This window comes from Paenibacillus sacheonensis, from assembly GCF_009909195.1.
In the GTDB taxonomy this organism is placed as follows: domain Bacteria; phylum Bacillota; class Bacilli; order Paenibacillales; family Paenibacillaceae; genus Paenibacillus_Z; species Paenibacillus_Z sacheonensis.
In genome coordinates this window covers 197,863-215,669 of record NZ_JAAAMU010000005.1, presented here as the reverse complement: position 1 = coordinate 215,669, position 17,807 = coordinate 197,863, and the positions used below count along the sequence as shown (strand labels likewise).

Genomic DNA, 17,807 nt, shown 5'->3' with positions numbered 1-17,807 from the left:
GGAGGGGTTACGGTTGTCTAATTCGCAGTCACCGGATTTGCTGACGTTCGGGGAAACGATGGCATTGTTCATGCCGCAGGAATACCGTAGTATCGAGCAGGTATCGACGCTGGAGCAGAGCTTCGGGGGCGCGGAAAGCAACGTGGCGATCGGCGTGGCCAGACTCGGCTGCTCGGCAGGGTGGTTCGGTTCGCTCGGCGACGATCCATTCGGCCGGATCATTCTGAAGCGGCTTCGCGGGGAAGGCGTCGACGTCACGCGGGCACGGCTTTCCGAAGATGCGCCGACGGGCATGATGTTCCGTGAAATGGCGGCCGGCAAGCTTGCCGTGCATTACTTCCGTAAACATTCCGCCGCAAGCCGGATGACGCCGGACGATTTGGATCTGGATTACATCCGCGGCTGCAAAATCCTGCATATCACCGGCATTACGCCTGCGCTCGGCGACAGCTGCCGCCAAACGATTCTGGCTGCTGTAGCAGCGGCCAGAGAAGCGGGCGTACTTATCAGCTTCGACCCTAATCTGCGCTTGAAGCTTTGGTCGATCGAAGAGGCAAGGCGCGTCGTGCTGCCGCTGGCAGAAATGGCGGATTACTTCCTGCCGGGCTGGGACGAGCTGCGGATGCTCTATGAGACCGATGATTTCGAGGCGGTCAAGGAGAAGCTGTCCGGACTGAAAGCAATCAGCGTCATCAAAGGCGTCGGCGACACCACCGTCGTGCTGGAGAATGGCAAAGCCGTCGAAATTCCATTCTATCCCGCCGATCAAGTCATCGATACGGTAGGCGCAGGCGACGGATTCTGCTCCGGCTTCCTGGCGGGGCTGCTGAAGGGCATGAGCCCGGCTGAAGCCGTCCGGCTCGGCAGCATTAACGGCTCGCTCGTCGTGCAGATGCGCGGAGACTGGGAGGCACTGCCTGACTGGAAGACGGCTTACGGCAGATTATCGGACAAAGGCTGGGTGGAGCGTTAAATGGCTGACGTGCAATCGTCGAAAGGGCAGCGCCGGCGCGAAGGCATTATGAACGTGCTGAAACGGCAGGGGCGGATCACCATTCAGGAAGTCGTGGAGCGTTTCGGCGTCTCCGAGGCCACTGCAAGGCGGGATCTTGAACTGATGGAGAAGGCGGAGCCCGTCATTCGGACGATTGGCGGGGCGATGTACGACGGCATGAACGCGGTACGCGAGCTGCCGTTCGCGGAGAAGGAAGGGCTGTTCTTCCTCGAGAAGGAGCGAATCGCGGCCGCTGCGGCCGGGCTCATCGAGGAAGGCGACGTCGTCGGATTGTCCGGAGGCACGACGAATTATTATCTGGCGAAGCTGCTCAAGACGCGCAGAGGCATTACCGTCGTGACCAACACGGTCAACGTGGCCATGGAGCTGGCCGGCAGCGAGATCAACGTTGTCGTGACCGGCGGCATGATGCGGCACAACAGCTTCGAGCTATGCGGTCCGCTCGGCGAAGGCATGATCGGGCAGCTCAATATCGGCAAAATGTTCCTCGGCGTCGACGGCGTGTCCTCGACAGGGGGGATTACGACGTATTCGGAGCAGGAAGCCCATATTGCCAAAGCGATGATTCGTCGTTCCCAGGCGACCTATGCCATGTTCGATCACACGAAGATCGGACGCACCTCGCTGTTCTCGATCGCTTCGCTGTCCGAGCTGCAAGGCTTCGTGACCGATCAGGAATTGCCGCAGCAGCTCGCTTCCATTGCGCGCGCGAACGGCATCCAGACGGTTATCGCCGGCGGCGAGCAGGAGATCAGCATGTAGCTGTCGCTGCCGCATTTTCACGAAACAACAAGCGTTCGCATCGTGCTTCGGCACTGCGGGCGCTTTTTTTGACGAGAACGCGAGAAGGGCGATTTATGGGAAAAAATTCACTTCTCGTCTATTCATTATTTGGTATACTAGGGAGGATTATAATCGCAAAGGAGAAATGATCCGTGTCCGAAAAACTCGTTATTGGCAGCGCAACGCATTCTTATGAAGTAGCCAGCGGCTGGGGTAAGCTTCCCGAGGGTATTACTTACGGATATACGCATGGCATCGTAGTCGACGAAAATGATAACGTTTACGTACATAACACGAGCAAGGATTCCGTCGTCGTATTCGACAAAGACGGCAATTTCAAAACCTCTTGGGGCGCGGAATTCGAAGGCGGCGCGCACGGCTTCTATTTGCACCGCGACAATGATGGCGTCGAATACTTGTATTTCGCCGACACGAATCGTTCGCTGGTCGTCAAAACGACGCTGAACGGCGACGTCCTGCTCGAGATCGGCACGCCGGATCGTCCTGATCTCTACGATACGGAGCGCCGCTATGTTCCGACGGATGTATGCGTGGCGCCGAATGGCGACATTTACGTATCCGACGGTTACGGCCAGTATCACATTCATCACTACGATGCGAAAGGCACGTATATCCGCACGTTCGGCGGCCGCGGCTCCGAGCCGGGCAAAGTGATCGAGCCGCACGGCATTTCGATCAATCTTCGCGGCAGCGAGCCGGAAGTATACGTAGCCGATCGCGGCAACGGACGTATTCAAGTGTTTACGCTGGAAGGCGAGCATAAACGGTTCGTGGATCATAACCTCGACAGACCGTGCAGCTTCTATTTCTTCGGCGACGAGGTGTATCTTCCGGACCTGGACAGCCGCATCACGGTTCTGGACAGCGAAGACCGCTTGATTACGCACCTGGGCGAGGACCAGAAGGCGTACAAACAGGAAGGTTGGCCGAACCTGCCTAAATCCTACTACCGTCCGGACAAATTCAGCTCGCCGCATGGCGTATGCGTGGATTCGCAGGGCAACGTATTCGTGGCCGAATGGATCTTCGACGGCCGCATCACGAAGCTGATCAGACAGAAGTAAGCTTCGGATCGCTCTCGTAATCTGTAAATTAATTAGCACGCATCACAAAAATAGCCCATGGAGACCGGTATCCCGGATTCCATGGGCTTTTCTTAGTAGACATGGCCTGCGTTTGCGTCATGCACGAGCCTTCCCTGCACCCAGGTATGGATGACGGAGCTGAAGGCGGCGTCCGTAAGCACGAGATCGGCGAGCTTGCCGATCTCGATCGAGCCGGTGACCTGCTGCAAGCCGAGCTGCCTTGCTGGGTTGCCGCTCGCCATACGGCTGACTTCAGCTACGCTAAGGCGGGTATTCGCGAGCACGAAACGGAAGGCGTCGATCATCGTCAGCGTGCTTCCCGCTAGGGCGCCGCCTTGGCGAAGACGGGCAACGCCTTGAAGGACGTCGACGTCAAGCCCGCCGAGCTCGTAGCTGCCATCGCCCAGGCCGGCAGCGGAAATCGCGTCGGTGATGAGGATGACCCGGTCGCGCGGCTTGGACTGGACGAGCAGGCGAATCGCGGCCGGATGCACGTGATGGCCGTCGGCAATCAGCTCGGCATAGATTCGATCGTCGCTGAGGACGGCGCCGACCGTGCCCGGTTCGCGGTGATGCAGCGCCCGCATGGCGTTGAACGTATGCACGGCCTGCGTCAGACCGGCTTCGACCGCCGCTTCGATCTGTTCATAGCGCGCATCCGTATGGCCGGCAGCGGCGACGATGCCGTGCGCCGCCAAATACGAGATGACCGCGGCTGAGCCTTCTTTCTCCGGCGCGAGCGTCAGCTGCTTGATCAGACCGGGATAGTCCGTGTTCCAGGCTTGCACCCAGTCAAGGCGCGGCTGCGAAATATAGCTCGGATTCTGAGCGCCCGGCCATAACTCGCTAATGAACGGGCCTTCCAAGTGCACGCCTTCCAAGCTGGCATAGGGCATTGTCCCGCTGCGATAGGAAGCGGCGGCTTCCAGCACGGCTGCGATCGCCTCGGGCGATGCGGTGACGGTCGTCGCCAGCATGCGCGTCGTGCCTCGAGAAGCGTGGAAGGACGTAATGGCGTCGTAAGCTTCGCCGGATGCGTCCATGAAGTCCGCGCCGAAGCCGCCATGCACGTGAAGATCAATGAATCCCGGAAGCAGCCAGCCGCCTTTTCCGTCGACGATCGTTCCTTCTACCGCGTCAGGCAGCGCATCCTCCGTCATGATTTTCGTAATGATACCGTCCGTGACGGCAACGGCCGCGTCTCGGACAACGTTATCGCCGATGACGGCATTTATGCCGCGAATAAGCCATTTTCCCTCTGCCGTGTTCATGATTTATAACAACCTCCCAGCCTCTCGATCAACCAATACGGTTACGTTCTTATGCGTTTGCAGCAGCGATGCAGGGCATTCCGTCGTTATCGGTCCCCGCAGCGCTTGTTTGACGATCTCGGCTTTGTCCGCGCCTTTGACGACGAGCAGGATCGATTCGGCCTTCAGGATGGAGCCGACGCCCATCGTGATGGCGCGGGTCGGCACTTCGTCGATGGAGTCGAAGAATCTGGCATTGGCTTCGCGCGTCTCCGGCTCGAGCTCCACGATATGCGTGCCGCCTTGGAGTTCATCGTCAGGCTCGTTGAAGCCGATGTGGCCGTTATGGCCGAGGCCGAGCAGCTGAATATCGACGGGACGTTCCTCGAGCATCCGATCATATTCCGCGCATTCCGCTTCCAAATCGGTCACGGTGCCTTTCGGAAGATGGGCATTGGCGGCAGGCAGGTCGATATGGGAGAACAAATGACGGCTCATGAACCGCGCGTAGCTTTGCTCATGGTCCGGCGAGAGTCCGACATATTCGTCCAAATTGAAGGTCGTCGCGGATTTGAAGGAGATTTCTCCTTTTTCGTACAGCATGATCATTTTTTCATAAATTCCGATCGGTGTCGAGCCCGTAGCCAGGCCAAGGGTCGATTCCGGATTTTCCTTCAGTGCCGCCGCAAACAGCTGCGCGGCGTATTGGTCCAAGTCAGCCGGAGAGTCAAAAGTTTTCAATTGCATCGCAAGCGCCTCCTGAAGCGTTATTATGATTTAATTATAAATCAATATGTTCATAACAACAATGAAAATGATTGAAAAAATCATTAAATAGATTGTAAAAATCAAAAAATCCATTCTATTCCTAGGACTTGCTCCAGCGTCTTCACTATGCCATGATGGAAGGATACGATCAGGGATGGAAGGGGCACTATTTCAGCATGAAAGACAGATTAGATGCGGAGCATGCCGCTACCGCAAGACGAAAAGGCGAGCATATTCGCATTTGCTTGCAGGAGCAGGTACAAAACACGGGGAGCGGAACGGGCTTCGACGGCTACCGGTTCCGTCATCAAGCGCTCCCGGAACTTTCGTTTCGAGAGATCGACCTCTCCACGATCTTTCTTGATAAACGGCTCTCGGCACCGCTCTTGATCAGCTCGATGACGGGCGGCACGGAAGAGACGGCTATCATTAATGAGCGGCTTGCCGAAGCAGCCGAAGCGCGGGGCTGGGCGATGGGGCTTGGCTCCATGCGGGCCGCGATCGAGAACGAAGCGCTGGCCGCGACGTTTCAGATTCGGAAGTTTGCACCCAGCATACCGGTTATCGCCAATCTAGGCGCCGTTCAGCTGAATTACGGGTACGGCATCGACCAGTGCCGCCGGGCGGTGGAGCTTGCGGAAGCCGATGCGCTCGTTCTTCACCTGAATAGCATGCAGGAAGTGTTCCAGCCGGAAGGCGATACGGACTTCCGCGGTCTGCTCAGCCGTATCGCCGAGGTGTGCCGTCTGATGGACGTGCCTGTCGGGGTGAAGGAAGTCGGCTGGGGCATCGATGCCGAGACGGCCAAAGTCCTGCTTGAGGCGGGCCTGTCCTTCATCGACGTCGCCGGCGCGGGCGGAACGTCTTGGAGCCAGGTAGAGAAATACCGCGCCCGCGACGAGCTGCGCGCGGAAGCGGCGGCCGCGTTCGCCGACTGGGGCACGCCGACAGCGGCATGCGTGCGCGACATCCGCGCTGCGCTGCCGGAAGCGGCGATCATTGCCAGCGGCGGCCTCGCGAGCGGAGTCGACGCCGCGAAGGCGATCGCGCTCGGCGCCGATCTCGCCGGATACGGCCGCGTGCTGCTCGGCGGAGCGGCCGATCCGGAAGGCGGCAGCGCGGCCGCGCTGATACGCCAGATGGAGCGAATCGAATTCGAGCTTCGCGCCGCCATGTTCGGCATCGGAGCCGGGACGATCGGCCAGCTCCGCGCGACGGACCGGCTGCAGCTGATCTGATTGCAAACAAGGGCAGACCCGTGCAAGCTGCGGGTTCTGCCCTTGTTTGCGTCCGCGTGCCTTTGTCCGGGACCACTGCCTTTTATCTGCACTATTGCTTATTGTCCGGGACCGCTGCCTTTTATCTGCACTATTGTTTATTGTCTTGGACTGCTGCCTTTTATCTGGTACTCTTGCCTATAGTCCGGGCCTGCTGCCTGTGGCTGGGACCGCCGCTATCCGCATCAGTGTCTGCGCTCGCTTACGCCCCTCCCTATTTAACCAGCCCCGTTCCGTCGATCTTCACCCGAACATGGATATCGAATTTCAAGTTCGGGTAGATGCGCTCCCAATCCTTCCAGGTTTGCGGGCTGCCGGCATGCGTAGCCCGGTAGCGCAGTCCGAAGCCGAACGGATCCACGCCCGCATGCTGCACTTTTTTGAAGAGCTTCTCGATCTCCGAGGCAATCTGTTCGTTGAACAGCTCCTCCAGCTTATCCCAGTTCGCTTCATAGATGCCGAGCGGTGCTTCCTCGAAGATGCCGCTGACGCGAAGATGCAGACGGAGCACATGCTCGCCGTTTGCCTTCACGATCTTATAGTGCGAGCTGATGCGATCCACGTTGATCACCATCGTATCGCCGTCTTTTACGGCGGCGACGGTCGATTTCGAATCCTGGTTGCGGATTTGGCTGTAGGTTTCCGTCTGCGCGGGCGTTATCGTTTCGACCAGCTTGGTTTTATCTAACAAGGCGAGCCGAGTAATCACGTAACTTTTGCCTTCCGCGCGAATGATCGGCAGCACGGGATCGATGCCGCGCTCCTCCGTTCTGCGTATGAAATCGAATACGTAAACCGGCACGAGATAGGAGGATTGCGTGCCGTCCTTTCCGAACATGAGGAAGAGCGTATTCCCGGGATAACGTTCGTCCGGGGGAGCGATGTTCAGGATGGACTTCGCGTCGGGATGGCCTATGGCCATGTAGGCGACGCTTTGCACGTCCCTTCGGCGGGAGAGCCAGCGCAGCATGTCCGTGTGATTGTTTCTGGCGAGACCTTCGCCGAGCATGAAGACTTTGCAATGTCCAAAATCCAGTTCCTTGTCGACATGGGCCTTCAACAGTCGGACGGCTTCCGCGATCGATGTCGCTTGGATGGAGACGACTTGGTTTTTGCCGGAGCCGGGCTCGATCTTCGGCGAAGGAACGGCAAGACGCAGCGTGACGTTGAATCCTTTCGCGCCGTTGCTCGGCTGGTCGATGCCCATGGCGATGACGAAGAAACGTTTATCGATATCCCTGAAGCCGCAGCTGCTCGTCAGCGGCAGCAGCAGCATGAGAAGCAGCAGCGGCAGACGAACGCGCTTCATGTCTCAAGCCTCTTTCTTTTCCCGCTCCCCGCCAAGCTCAGCGCGAATAAGAAGAGGACGGACGCGATTTCCACGCATGCACGCAGGACGATCCAATAGCTCGTAATTTCGAGGTTTTGCTTCTCGTTGAACGTATAGGCATAGGTGATGGTCATGACGACGAACACGCAGACGATGACCCAATTGGACCGAGGCGTCTTTGCGGGATCGACGGGCTTCTTCGGCTGCGGCAGGCAGCTCTTCACTAATTCCATGGCCAAATGCCAGCCGATCGTGGCGAACATCAGCGAGAGCATCAGGTACAGCAGCAAGAACACGAAAATAACCCGCTCGATGAAGCCGTAGCTCATGACGAGCGAATCCGAAGTGACGCTCCAGATATACAAATAGTCGGCAGAGCCATCCGTACCATGAAAGCCGATCGGCACGAAGAAGGAAGTGATCAAGATCAAGCTGCCGAAGACGGGAATGAACCAGCGGAAGCGGATGCGGAAGTTCGGCGAGTTCAACCGGTTAAACATGAAAAAGTTCATATAGCCGGTGAACACGAACAAGGAAGAAGCGAACGGCTTGACCTTGGGCAGCCGATTCCAGTAATGCGCGACCGTGCGGATGGCGTCCCAATCCAGCAGCGGACTGCGTACCGCTTTGAACAAGACGAACAAGATGAACGGGGTGCAGACAACCAGGATCACCTCCATCACGACGATGACCGTGAACATGGACCGTGTCGCTCCGTACAAGCAGACGCAGGCCATGAAGGTCAGCACGATGATCGAGCTCGTATCCGGGTTAAAGAAACGATTGATGAGCACGGAGTAGGTATAGAGCACGATCGAGGCCGCCGTCAGCCACATGAACGCGCAGCCAAGCATGAACGGGACCGCCAGGAACTTCGGGAAGAACAGCGTCAGAATTTCCGGCAGTCCTTTGCCGGGATAGGTTTTCATGACATGCGTGAAGAGCAGAGCGAGAATGCTGCCGACGATCGCGGCGCACGCCATGGACATGATCGATCCCTCATACCGGTGCTGGATGAGCAGATAGGGAACGAAGAGCATGAGGTTCAGCAGGCTGACCAGCACGATATTATAGTAAAAATAACGGTTCATTCCTGATTCACCTGCCCGATGTCGCCCGACTGCAGCTGCGTTCGCCCGAACAACCGGAAATACGGCTTGCCGAAGCTGCGCAGATCGGACAAATAAATGAGATAGCAGAACATGCCCAGCGCTACTCCGGAGATGCCGAAGAAGATAGCGGGGATAATCAACGGATATTTCAGGAAACGGATCGCCGTCGACATATTGTTGACGGGAATGACGAAGTTGGATATCGCGACGACGGACGTAACGATAATCATGATGCTGCTGACGAGGCCTGCCTGCTGCGCCGCTTGACCGAGAATCAAGCCGCCGACGGTCGTGGCGGTAGAACCGATGTATTTGGGCAGACGGACGCTGGCTTCGATCAGCGATTCGATCATAAACAGCATGATGAATACTTCCACGAACGACGGATACGGTACGGCGGATCGGCTCCCGGATATAGAGAAGGTCAGCTGCACCCGAAACAGCTCGGGGTTATACGACATGATCGCAACATAGAGGGCCGGCAGCGTAATAGTCAGCAAGGCGGCAAAATAACGCAGTACGATCATGGCGCGCGTCATCCAGAAGGAATCGTAGCTGTCGTCCACCGCATGCATGAAATCGAAGAACGTAGAGGGCAGCACGATGGCGAACATCGAGCCTTGAAGCAGCAAAATCACTTTGCCGTCCTCGATTCCGGTGCATACCCGGTCCGGACGTTCCGTCACCATCATCGAAGGAAACAGCCGGTAGCGGTCGCCGAGCGAACGGACCAGCTCCCCGGTTGCCGTGAAGATCGGATCCGATATCCGTTCCAGCTTCTCGCGGATGCTGCTGAGCACATTGGCGTCCACGCGATGCTTATCGAATACGAGCAGTAATCTGGTTTTGGAGATGGTGCCGATGGTTCTTTCTTCGACGGATAATTCCTCGCTCGGATAACGGCTCCTAATAATGTTGACGGAATCGATCAAATCTTCGCTGAGCGCGATTTGCGGGCCCATGATGACGGTTTCCACCATCGTCTGGGGATTCTCGTTGCGAATGATGCGCGCGACGTCCAGCTTGTAGACGACGCCGTTCAGTTGCAGCAGCACGAAGCCGTGCAGGATCGTTTCCGCCCATTTGGCCGGGTCGTCGAGCCGCTTGAAGGATGGATTGCGTTTCACGGCATCTTCGAACGGGATCTCCTGTTTCGCGAACGGCACGAGTATGAAATCGCTGACCTTGCTTTCGTCGCAAAGCGTGGCGATATAGGCGACCTCGATCACCAAGTTGCCGTTTTGCAGCCGATTCAGAGTCAGGTCCCGCGCCTCGGCAAACAGCATTTCGATCCGGTTCAGCATGGCGGTACCGTCCTCTCCTAAGAATGTCCAGCCGGCTGCTTGAGTTGGAAGCCGTTGGTCGATTGGTATAGTATGGATGTCCAAATTGGAAAATATCCGTCTAGCAGCATTTTGCCAGAATAGCGGCCGTACGGTACAATTAAGGAGGTTTAGGCTTTTGCGCGGTAGGCGTCGCGGATGGGGCGACACGTGCCGTCAGCTTGCCTGAACGCAGCGACATCGCGTCGATCGGAACACGGGAGGATACTAAATGTGAGCGGAATTGCAGGAAGACCGGCTGCGACGGAGCGGCCAGGCGGTATTCTGCAGGTCAGAGTGCCGCTGCCCTTCTCATTGAAATGGGTGAACAGCTATTTGCTTCGCGACGAGCGGGGATACGCGCTGATCGACCCGGGCTTGCATACGGCGGAAGCCGTCGCGGCATGGGAAGCGGTAATGGCGGAGCACGCCGTCGATTTCGGGGACATACATACGATTCTATTGACGCATCAACATCCGGATCATTACGGGCTTGCCGGGTGGTTTCAGCAGCGGAGCGGAGCTCCCGTCTATCTATCGGCGGAGTCGCATGCTTACGCGCAGCGGCTATGGGGACGGGATAAAGGCAGCGCATTTGCCGCGGATCTGACGGCACTCTATGCCTTGCACGGCATGCCGCCTGAAGTGGCAGCCGAATTGAGGCCGCACTTGGACGGCTTTGTCGCGAAAGTGGAGCCGCAGCCGGAAGTGCGCTTCATCGAAGCGGGAGAGACCGTCCGGCTGGCCGGTTTGGACTGGCGGACCATCGATGCGCCGGGTCATGCCGGGGGGCAGCTCTGCTTCTACGCGCCGGAGAAGCGCTGGATGATTTGCGGCGATCAGGTGCTGCCGACGATTACGCCGAACGTCAGCGTCGTACCCGGCGAGGACGACAGGCAGCTGGAACGGTTCCTGACCAGCCTCCGCGAGCTGGCGGCCTATGAGGTCGAGCTTGCGTTTCCCGGCCATAGAGAGCCGTTCGAGCGCTTCGCGGAGCGGGCGGAGGAGCTGGCCGCCCATCATGAGCGCAGATTGGAGGACATCGTCCAGATGCTCCTGGAAACGCCCGGCTCGGCTTACTCGCTGTGCATGCGGCTGTTCGGCGAACGCATTGCCGGCGATGCGCATCATATGCGGTTTGCCATGTCGGAGACGCTTGCGCATGTCTTTTATTTGGAGCAGCGGGAGCGAATCGGCAGAAGCCCGCAGGAGAAGGAGATCACGTACATCGTAAAGGGGAAGCGAGACGAGAACCGCTAGCCCGACAAAGGAGCCCGCAGAAAATGGTCCTATCACGCTCTGAAGCCCATCAACGCCAGAAGCGGCAGCGTTCCCAGCGCACGCGGAAGCTGCTGGTCGTGAATCTTGCTCTATTGGTGCTGATCGGCATTCTTGCCGTGGTTTATGTCGTGCAGCGGCAGGACAACGGAAGCAAGCTGGATGTGTCCGGGAACGGCAATCCAACGCCGACGCAGGGCGCTGCAGGCGACGAGGGAACGAACGGATTGCCGCAGTCCGGCAATAGCAGTGCGGGTAATGGCGGCAATGCTGCCGGAACCGGCAACGTGAATGAAGGCACCCCGCAGGAACAAGCCGGAAGCGGCTCTGCGGACGGCGACGATGGAAGCGCAGGCGATGGTGCCGCCGATAGTGAGGGCCCCGATGGACAGGCGCCGGATTCTTCCGGGAACGGGGCTGCGCAAACGAATGCGAATGCAGACACGGAAGAAGGGCAGGGCGGGAATGCCGGCACGCCGCAAGACTCGCCCGGCGATGCGGCAGCAGTTACCGGGGACGGCGACGAGGATCAGGTCAACCTGTCTTTCACAGGCGATATCCTGCTGGCGGCTTCGGTAGAGAAGCTCATGTTGAAGAACGGTTTCGATTATCCGTACGCCAAAGTGCTGCCCTACTTGCAGTTGTCGGACGTGACGGCGGCGAACCTGGAGACGCCCGTCACGCTTCGCGGCACGCCGGCGCCGAATAAGCAGTACGTGTACAAAGCCTCGCCCGATGCGCTGCCGGCGCTGATCGATTCCGGCGTAGACGTGGTGAACCTGGCCAACAACCACACGTTGGACCAAGGCGAAGAAGGCCTGCTCGATACGATCGAGTATCTGAACAAAGCGAAGCTGCCGAACATGGGAGCAGGCATCAACGATGCCGAAGCCTTCAAACCGGTGATCAAAGAAGCGAACGGGATCCGGATCGCCTATCTCGGCTTGACCCGCGTCGTCCCCGTAGGTTCTTGGAAAGCGGATAAGAACCACCCCGGCCTCGCGGAGACGTATGATCCGACGCGTGCCGTTGCCGCCATCAAGAAAGCGAAGGCCGACGCGGACATCGTCGTCGTGATGGTTCATTGGGGTACGGAGCTGATGGATATGCCGAATGCGGACCAGACGCGGCTTGGTCATGCCTATATCGACGCCGGAGCGGATCTGGTCATTGGCAGTCATCCGCATCTTCTCGAAGGCTTCGAGTCGTATAAAGGCAAGTGGATCGCGTACAGCCTGGGCAATTTCGTCTTCAGCGGCATGCCCGACAAACGGACGGCCGATACCGGCGTCCTGGACGCTGCCTGCACCGCCGCGGGCAAATGCTCGCTGAAGCTTCATCCGATGCGCGCCGTGCAGTCGCAGCCCGCGCTGCTCGAAGGGGAAGAAGCGGCCGCGCTGTTGAAACGAATATCGGGCATTTCCATTCATGCTGCAATCGATGCGCAAGGCCATGTTCTGTCAAAGGAGTGAGGAGAATGATCAATCCTTGTGTCGCCCACCGCGGCGCCTCCGGCTTGGCGCCGGAGAACACGATGGCCGCCTTCCAGGCGGCGCTTGCTTATCCGTTCGTCCAATGGATCGAGCTTGACGTTCAGCTGTCCAAGGACGGCATTCCCGTCGTCATTCATGACGACATGTTGAAACGTACCGCAAGGACGTCAGGGAAGGTCAGCGACTATACGGCGGAGGAATTAGGCCGGATGGATGCGGGAGGCTGGTTCGACAAGTCGTTCGCAGGAGAGGGAATTCCGACGCTCGAGCAGGTGCTCGATGCAACGATCGGCCGCTGTCGGCTCAATATCGAGCTGAAAACGTACGGGGGCCGGTATCCCGGCATGGAACGCAAGGTCGTCGAGCTTCTTTATCGCAAAGGACGGCAGCATGATTCGGTCATTACCTCTTTCGACCGGGGGGCGCTTCGTCAAGTACGAGAGCTGACGCCCGATGTACGCACGGGACTCATTATAGACGCGCTGCCTTGGACGCTCGGGAATGAACTGAAACAGTTGGATGCATCGTTCCTGTCGATCGGCTACACGCGGATTTCGGAAACGCTGCTCGCCGACATGCACAAGGCCAACGTGGACGTGATGGCATGGACGGTCAACGATGCGGCAATGATCAAGCGGCTGGCGCGGCTCGGCAGTTCGCTCATGATCTGCACGAATTACCCGAACCGGTTTCAAGATGCGCTGCAGTCGGAGTCATAGCTGGAGTTTGGACCAATGCCAATACCGGTGCAATACCAGTGCATTGCCTGCTGTCGAAATAAAAAGAAGACGCATAGCGGGGGTCATCCCATCGTTATGCGTCTTGTTTTTTTATTTCTCTCGACTATGACTAGCAGGACAAGCAGCCGATACTATGTGGCGGCGAGGTCATCCCGAAAACGTTCGCGAATGTCGAGAAGCACGGGAAGCTGCTCCATGAAAGCATCGACGACGCGGGGATCGAAATGACGGCCCCGTTCCTCGCGGAACAGCGCCAATATCCGGTCCAGGTCCCAGGCTTCTTTGTAGATCCGTTCGCTGCCGAGCGCGTCGAATACGTCGGCAACCGCGGTGATTCGGCCGTAGAGATGGATTTCGTCTTCCTTCAATCCCTGCGGATAGCCGGTACCGTTCCACTTCTCGTGATGCTGGTGCGCAACGATCGCCGCCGTCTGAAGCAGTTCCCGGCTGGAGGATTTGAGCAAATGGTAGCCAACCTCGGTATGCAGCTTCATTTGGTCGAACTCTTCGGGCGTGAGCTTGCCCGGCTTGAGCAGCACGGCATCCGGAACCGCCACCTTGCCGATGTCGTGCATGGGGGACACCACGCGCAGCAGCTCCGCTTCTTCGGCAGACAGGCCTAGGCCGAGCGCCAGAATGGCCGAATATTCCGCAACCCGTTTGACGTGGTTCCCGGTCTCCTTGGATCGGCTCTCTCCGATCTGTCCCATCGTATAAATGATTTCGCGCTGCGTGGACTCGATTTCTTCGTGCAGCATGACGGACTCCAATGACTTGCCGGCGTAGGCCGCGGCCAGCTTAAGCTGCTCCAGGTCCCTCTGCGTGAAGACGGCTTGGGGCGTCAGCTTGTTGATCGCTTGGTAGGCTCCGATCATCGTCCCGTCGTTGCCAAGGAAAGGGACGGTGATAACGGCTTGCGTCCGATAGCCTGTCCGCAGGTCGCTCTCCGCGTTATGGCGGGGATCCGCATAAGCGTCGTCGATTAGCAGGCTCTCGCCCGTCGCCATGGAATGGCCGGCGAAGCCGGAGCCGAGCGGGATGCGAATCTCGTTCACGCCATGGGCGATCGTCGTGAACAGCTCTTGGTTCGCGCGATCGATCAGCCAGACCGTGCAGCGGTCGGCGAGAATCATTTCGCGGCCCATATCCGCCATGAGAAGCAGAACATTTTTTAAACTGCGCTCGCCGCTTATTTTCGCGGTATAATCGAATATGATGCGAAGCAGCTCCTCCGGCGTTCGCTCAAGCTGAGCGTCGGGAGCGGTATCGCGGGTCTGGCTTGGCTCGGACATGGGAAGGTGACACTCCTTAGTGCGAGGGCGGCCAATGAACGTTCCGCCGTGCAGCTTTATACGACTCGACAGTTAAAGTTCAACAGAAATTGTCAAATTCCTGCTTTTTACTCCGGTATAAGACAAAATTCGACATTTTTCGTTGGACAAAGGCGAAGAAATAAAAATAAATCAATCCACTTATGGAAAGAAAGAGGCAGTTGCATATGGAGGATTGGATTAGGCCATCGGCCAGTTTGCTGGGAGGTATTCTGATTGCGACGACAGCATACCGGCTTCGCTCGCTGTCCGGCTCCGGGGCTGCGTCGGCTGCGATCATGGGCGCTGGCTACGCGATGCTCGGCGGACCGTTTTGGATCGTTACGCTGCTGGCGTTCTTCCTGTCCTCGACGCTCTGGTCCAAATGGAAGCGAAGGCATGCGAAGAAGGCTGCAGCCGAAGCGAACTATGCCAAGAGCGGCAGACGCGATGCCATGCAAGTGTGGGCGAACGGCGGATTAGGACTGCTCCTCTGCGCAGGCCATGCGATATGGCCGGCCGCGGGCTGGCTGTATGCCTTCGCCGGCGTGATGGCAGCCGTCAATGCGGATACATGGGCGACGGAAATCGGCGCGCTGAGCCGCCGGACGCCGCGTTCGCTGCTCACCGGCCGGCGCGTCCCGGCCGGCACGAGCGGCGGCGTCACGCTGCTCGGCAGCGCCGCCGCGCTCGCCGGCGCCGCCTTCATCGGCGCGTGCGCTGCCGTGCTCTCGCCGGCAGCGGACGGCGCCGGGCCGGGCATGCTGCTCGCCGCCGCGGCCATTGCCGGCACGGCCGGTGCCTTCGCCGATTCCTTGCTCGGCGCGAGCGTGCAGGCGATGTACCGCTGCCCGCGATGCGGCAGCGAGACGGAGCGCGCCGCGCATTGCGGCGCCGCGTCCGTACGGATCCGCGGCTTCGCCGTCATGACGAACGACGCGGTCAATCTCGCGTCGTCCGCGGTGGCCGGCTTGCTGGCGTGGGGGATCGGCTGCGCCTTCGCCTAAGGCACGGGCGCTCGCTATGCCCCCGGCACCGCGCCTCCCGGCGCAAAACATGCACGTGCTGGATATGACATCCCAATACACCGGCAATCTCCTGCCGAAAACATACTTTTACCCCTGTAAATGAATAGGGATGCAGGTTGACAGGGTGATGCACCACGGGTATCCTTACTTTTATAGTAAAAAATTTACATATCAAACGGTTTCATGTAAACGAATTCATGGCTGCGGAAGGGGAATGACCAAACGTGTCAATCGTAGCGGCGGAAACGCCGATTGCGCAAGTTTTGCTGCAAGCGGTGAACGTGAAGAAGGTGTTCGGTCGTGGAGACAATGCTGTAACCGCTGTCAAAAATATCGATCTCAGCATTCGTCGAGGCTCGATGATCGCACTCAAGGGACGTTCCGGCTCCGGGAAGACGACGCTGCTTAACCTGCTTGCGGCGCTGGATCAGCCGACGGAAGGCCAGGTTTATTATGACGGGCGGGTCATCTCCGAGCTGCCCGAGAAACAGCGGAGCACGTGGAGAAGAACCCATCTGGGTCTCGTCTTCCAGGCTTTTGGCTTGATTCCGCTCATGTCGGCTTACGAGAACGTGGAGTTCGGCCTGCGCATCGCGGGCAGCAATCCGGCGCTGCATAAGGAGCGGGCGGAGCAGGCGCTGGACTGGGTAGGGATGAAGTCGCGGATGAAGCACCGTCCGCCGGAGCTGTCCGGCGGCGAGCAGCAGCGCGTCGCGATCGCCAGGGCGATCGCCCACCGTCCTGCTTTGCTGCTCGCGGACGAGCCTACTGCCGAGCTGGACAGCCGCATGGGGCTGCAGGTCATTAAAGTTTTTCGCGATCTCGTCGAAAATTTGGGCATGACGATCGTCATGACGACGCATGACCCCGGCATTATGGAAATCGTTGATCATGTTATTGCATTGGAGGATGGAGAGATTGTCGTTGAGCCAAACGTCTAAACGCCGCCTGAAACGCCGCGCGAAGGAAGCTGCTGCCGCGATTCTTGCCGCAGCCATGCTTTCCGGCTGTTCGCTCCTGCCGACGACCGAGAAGACGCTGCAGCCGCCGCTTATCAAGCCGGCCGAGGAGAAAGTCGACGCCGTCGAAGTGAAGAAAGGCACGATCGAACGTTATTTTTCGGGCACGGCCGCCGTCGCATCCAGCCATACGGTACCGTTATTTTATAAAGAAAGCGGCAGGCTGAAGGAGCTTTACGTCACGCAGGGAGACGAGGTCAAGGCCGGACAGCTGATCGCCGAGCTGGACAGGGGCGACCTGGACTTGAGAGTGAAGCTGGAGAAGCTGAACTTGGAGCGCGCGCAGCTTGCCCTGAACAGTGCGCGGCGCGACGGGGCGACGGGAACCGACCTGCGCATGAAGCAGATCGATGTCGAGCGCGAACAGATTACGCTGGATTCCATGCAGCAGCAGCTGGACTCCGCGAAGCTGACCGCTCCGATCGCAGGCGTCATTTCGTACGCGGATACCAAGATGTCCGGCGACAGCGTGAACGGATATACGCCGCTCGTGGCTATCGCCGATCCAAAGCAGACCTACCTCATATATGCCGGAGAAGACGGGAAGAAAATTTCCGGGATCGAGCGGGAAATGCCGGTCGAGCTTACGCTGGACGACAAGAAAATAGCCGGCAAGGTGCTGCAGGGACCGATGGATGCTCCGCTTACCGGCAACAAGGATATCGACGATCGTAATACGAAGATGCTCTACGTCGGGGTGACGGATCCGTCCGTCAAGCTTGAAATCGGCAAATCCGTCGAAATCCGCATCGGGCTGGAGAAGAAGACAGGCGTAATCGTCATTCCGCGGAGCGGACTGCGCACGTATCTGGGACGTACCTACGTGCAGGTGGCCGACGGCGATCGCCGCAAGGAAGTCGATGTCGAGCCGGGCGTCATGACGCAGACGGACGTCGAGATCGTGAAGGGATTAGAAGAAGGCATGAAAGTAATTCTGAATAACTAATCCCGGTCGACAGGTGGGAAGAGGTGGAAC

At 58.5% G+C, this 17,807-nt stretch carries 16 protein-coding genes; 10 read left to right on the top strand and 6 right to left on the bottom strand.

Features of this window, described 5'->3' with window-relative positions:
• Positions 1–13 precede the first annotated feature (13 nt).
• The 3 genes from GT003_RS11615 (at position 14) to GT003_RS11605 (ending at position 2,883) form a co-directional block, all read left to right on the top strand.
• Positions 14–973, top strand: a complete 960-nt coding sequence (locus GT003_RS11615; protein WP_275589158.1) for a sugar kinase — start codon at positions 14–16, stop codon at positions 971–973.
• Positions 974–1,777, top strand: coding sequence for a DeoR/GlpR family DNA-binding transcription regulator (locus GT003_RS11610; protein ID WP_161697704.1), 804 nt, complete (start codon positions 974–976; stop codon positions 1,775–1,777).
• A 173-nt stretch (positions 1,778–1,950) separates the two neighbouring features.
• Positions 1,951–2,883 carry an NHL repeat-containing protein gene (locus GT003_RS11605; RefSeq protein ID WP_161698252.1) on the top strand — a complete coding sequence of 311 codons (933 nt, stop codon included), beginning with the start codon at positions 1,951–1,953 and terminating at the stop codon, positions 2,881–2,883.
• A gap of 92 nt (positions 2,884–2,975) precedes the next feature.
• Here the strand turns inward: GT003_RS11605 and nagA are convergent, their stop codons facing one another.
• Entirely contained in the window at positions 2,976–4,175 is a 1,200-nt protein-coding gene (gene nagA / locus GT003_RS11600; protein WP_161697702.1) for an N-acetylglucosamine-6-phosphate deacetylase, read from the bottom strand.
• Positions 4,176–4,178: 3 nt separating this feature from the next.
• On the bottom strand, positions 4,179–4,901 hold the full coding sequence (nagB, locus tag GT003_RS11595; RefSeq protein ID WP_161697700.1) for a glucosamine-6-phosphate deaminase: 723 nt from the start codon (positions 4,899–4,901) through the stop codon (positions 4,179–4,181).
• A gap of 197 nt (positions 4,902–5,098) precedes the next feature.
• On the opposite strand from nagB, the gene fni reads away from it, so the two are divergent.
• The gene (fni, locus tag GT003_RS11590) at positions 5,099–6,160 is read left to right on the top strand and encodes a type 2 isopentenyl-diphosphate Delta-isomerase (RefSeq protein WP_161697698.1); all 1,062 of its coding nucleotides are present in this window, start codon (positions 5,099–5,101) and stop codon (positions 6,158–6,160) included.
• Between the two features lie 253 nt (positions 6,161–6,413).
• On the opposite strand, the gene GT003_RS11585 is transcribed toward fni, so the two are convergent.
• The 3 genes from GT003_RS11585 to GT003_RS11575 are packed head-to-tail and all read right to left on the bottom strand — an operon-like array spanning position 6,414 to position 9,945.
• Positions 6,414–7,508: a Ger(x)C family spore germination protein gene (locus tag GT003_RS11585; RefSeq protein ID WP_161697696.1), complete on the bottom strand. Its 1,095-nt coding sequence runs from the start codon at positions 7,506–7,508 to the stop codon at positions 6,414–6,416.
• Positions 7,505–8,620 carry a GerAB/ArcD/ProY family transporter gene (locus GT003_RS11580; protein ID WP_161697694.1) on the bottom strand — a complete coding sequence of 372 codons (1,116 nt, stop codon included), beginning with the start codon at positions 8,618–8,620 and terminating at the stop codon, positions 7,505–7,507. Before GT003_RS11580 ends, GT003_RS11585 begins: the two co-directional genes overlap by 4 nt.
• Positions 8,617–9,945: a spore germination protein gene (locus tag GT003_RS11575; RefSeq protein ID WP_161697692.1), complete on the bottom strand. Its 1,329-nt coding sequence runs from the start codon at positions 9,943–9,945 to the stop codon at positions 8,617–8,619. Before GT003_RS11575 ends, GT003_RS11580 begins: the two co-directional genes overlap by 4 nt.
• 252 nt (positions 9,946–10,197) lie before the next feature.
• Between GT003_RS11575 and GT003_RS11570 the strand changes: the two genes are divergently transcribed.
• The 3 genes from GT003_RS11570 to GT003_RS11560 are packed head-to-tail and all read left to right on the top strand — an operon-like array spanning position 10,198 to position 13,453.
• On the top strand, positions 10,198–11,223 hold the full coding sequence (locus GT003_RS11570) for an MBL fold metallo-hydrolase (RefSeq protein WP_338045915.1): 1,026 nt from the start codon (positions 10,198–10,200) through the stop codon (positions 11,221–11,223).
• Positions 11,224–11,246: 23 nt separating this feature from the next.
• A complete protein-coding gene (locus tag GT003_RS11565) occupies positions 11,247–12,713 on the top strand; it encodes a CapA family protein (RefSeq protein ID WP_161697688.1) in 1,467 nt (488 codons plus the stop codon).
• A 5-nt stretch (positions 12,714–12,718) separates the two neighbouring features.
• A complete protein-coding gene (locus tag GT003_RS11560; RefSeq protein ID WP_161697686.1) occupies positions 12,719–13,453 on the top strand; it encodes a glycerophosphodiester phosphodiesterase in 735 nt (244 codons plus the stop codon).
• A 152-nt stretch (positions 13,454–13,605) separates the two neighbouring features.
• On the opposite strand, the gene GT003_RS11555 is transcribed toward GT003_RS11560, so the two are convergent.
• A complete protein-coding gene (locus GT003_RS11555; protein WP_161697684.1) occupies positions 13,606–14,766 on the bottom strand; it encodes an HD domain-containing phosphohydrolase in 1,161 nt (386 codons plus the stop codon).
• Between the two features lie 206 nt (positions 14,767–14,972).
• Here GT003_RS11555 and GT003_RS11550 point away from each other — a divergent pair, with 206 nt between their 5' ends.
• The 3 genes from GT003_RS11550 to GT003_RS11540 all read left to right on the top strand — a co-directional run bounded on the left by GT003_RS11550 (position 14,973) and on the right by GT003_RS11540 (position 17,777).
• Complete coding sequence (locus tag GT003_RS11550; protein WP_161697682.1) at positions 14,973–15,791, top strand: DUF92 domain-containing protein; 819 nt, start codon at positions 14,973–14,975, stop codon at positions 15,789–15,791.
• Between the two features lie 251 nt (positions 15,792–16,042).
• Positions 16,043–16,753 carry an ABC transporter ATP-binding protein gene (locus GT003_RS11545; protein WP_161698250.1) on the top strand — a complete coding sequence of 237 codons (711 nt, stop codon included), beginning with the start codon at positions 16,043–16,045 and terminating at the stop codon, positions 16,751–16,753.
• Complete coding sequence (locus GT003_RS11540; RefSeq protein ID WP_161697680.1) at positions 16,737–17,777, top strand: efflux RND transporter periplasmic adaptor subunit; 1,041 nt, start codon at positions 16,737–16,739, stop codon at positions 17,775–17,777. The genes GT003_RS11545 and GT003_RS11540 overlap by 17 nt, the downstream gene beginning before the upstream one ends.
• Positions 17,778–17,807: the final 30 nt, after the last annotated feature.

Coding starts and splice junctions, on each gene's coding strand:
- GT003_RS11585 (WP_161697696.1), bottom strand. CDS start 7,508: ATGAAGCGCGTTCGTCTGCCGCTGCTGCTTCTCATGCTGCTGCTGCCG.
- nagA (WP_161697702.1), bottom strand. CDS start 4,175: ATGAACACGGCAGAGGGAAAATGGCTTATTCGCGGCATAAATGCCGTC.
- GT003_RS11565 (WP_161697688.1), top strand. CDS start 11,247: ATGGTCCTATCACGCTCTGAAGCCCATCAACGCCAGAAGCGGCAGCGT.
- GT003_RS11560 (WP_161697686.1), top strand. CDS start 12,719: ATGATCAATCCTTGTGTCGCCCACCGCGGCGCCTCCGGCTTGGCGCCG.
- fni (WP_161697698.1), top strand. CDS start 5,099: ATGAAAGACAGATTAGATGCGGAGCATGCCGCTACCGCAAGACGAAAA.
- GT003_RS11555 (WP_161697684.1), bottom strand. CDS start 14,766: ATGTCCGAGCCAAGCCAGACCCGCGATACCGCTCCCGACGCTCAGCTT.
- GT003_RS11610 (WP_161697704.1), top strand. CDS start 974: ATGGCTGACGTGCAATCGTCGAAAGGGCAGCGCCGGCGCGAAGGCATT.
- GT003_RS11575 (WP_161697692.1), bottom strand. CDS start 9,945: ATGCTGAACCGGATCGAAATGCTGTTTGCCGAGGCGCGGGACCTGACT.
- GT003_RS11580 (WP_161697694.1), bottom strand. CDS start 8,620: ATGAACCGTTATTTTTACTATAATATCGTGCTGGTCAGCCTGCTGAAC.
- nagB (WP_161697700.1), bottom strand. CDS start 4,901: ATGCAATTGAAAACTTTTGACTCTCCGGCTGACTTGGACCAATACGCC.
- GT003_RS11550 (WP_161697682.1), top strand. CDS start 14,973: ATGGAGGATTGGATTAGGCCATCGGCCAGTTTGCTGGGAGGTATTCTG.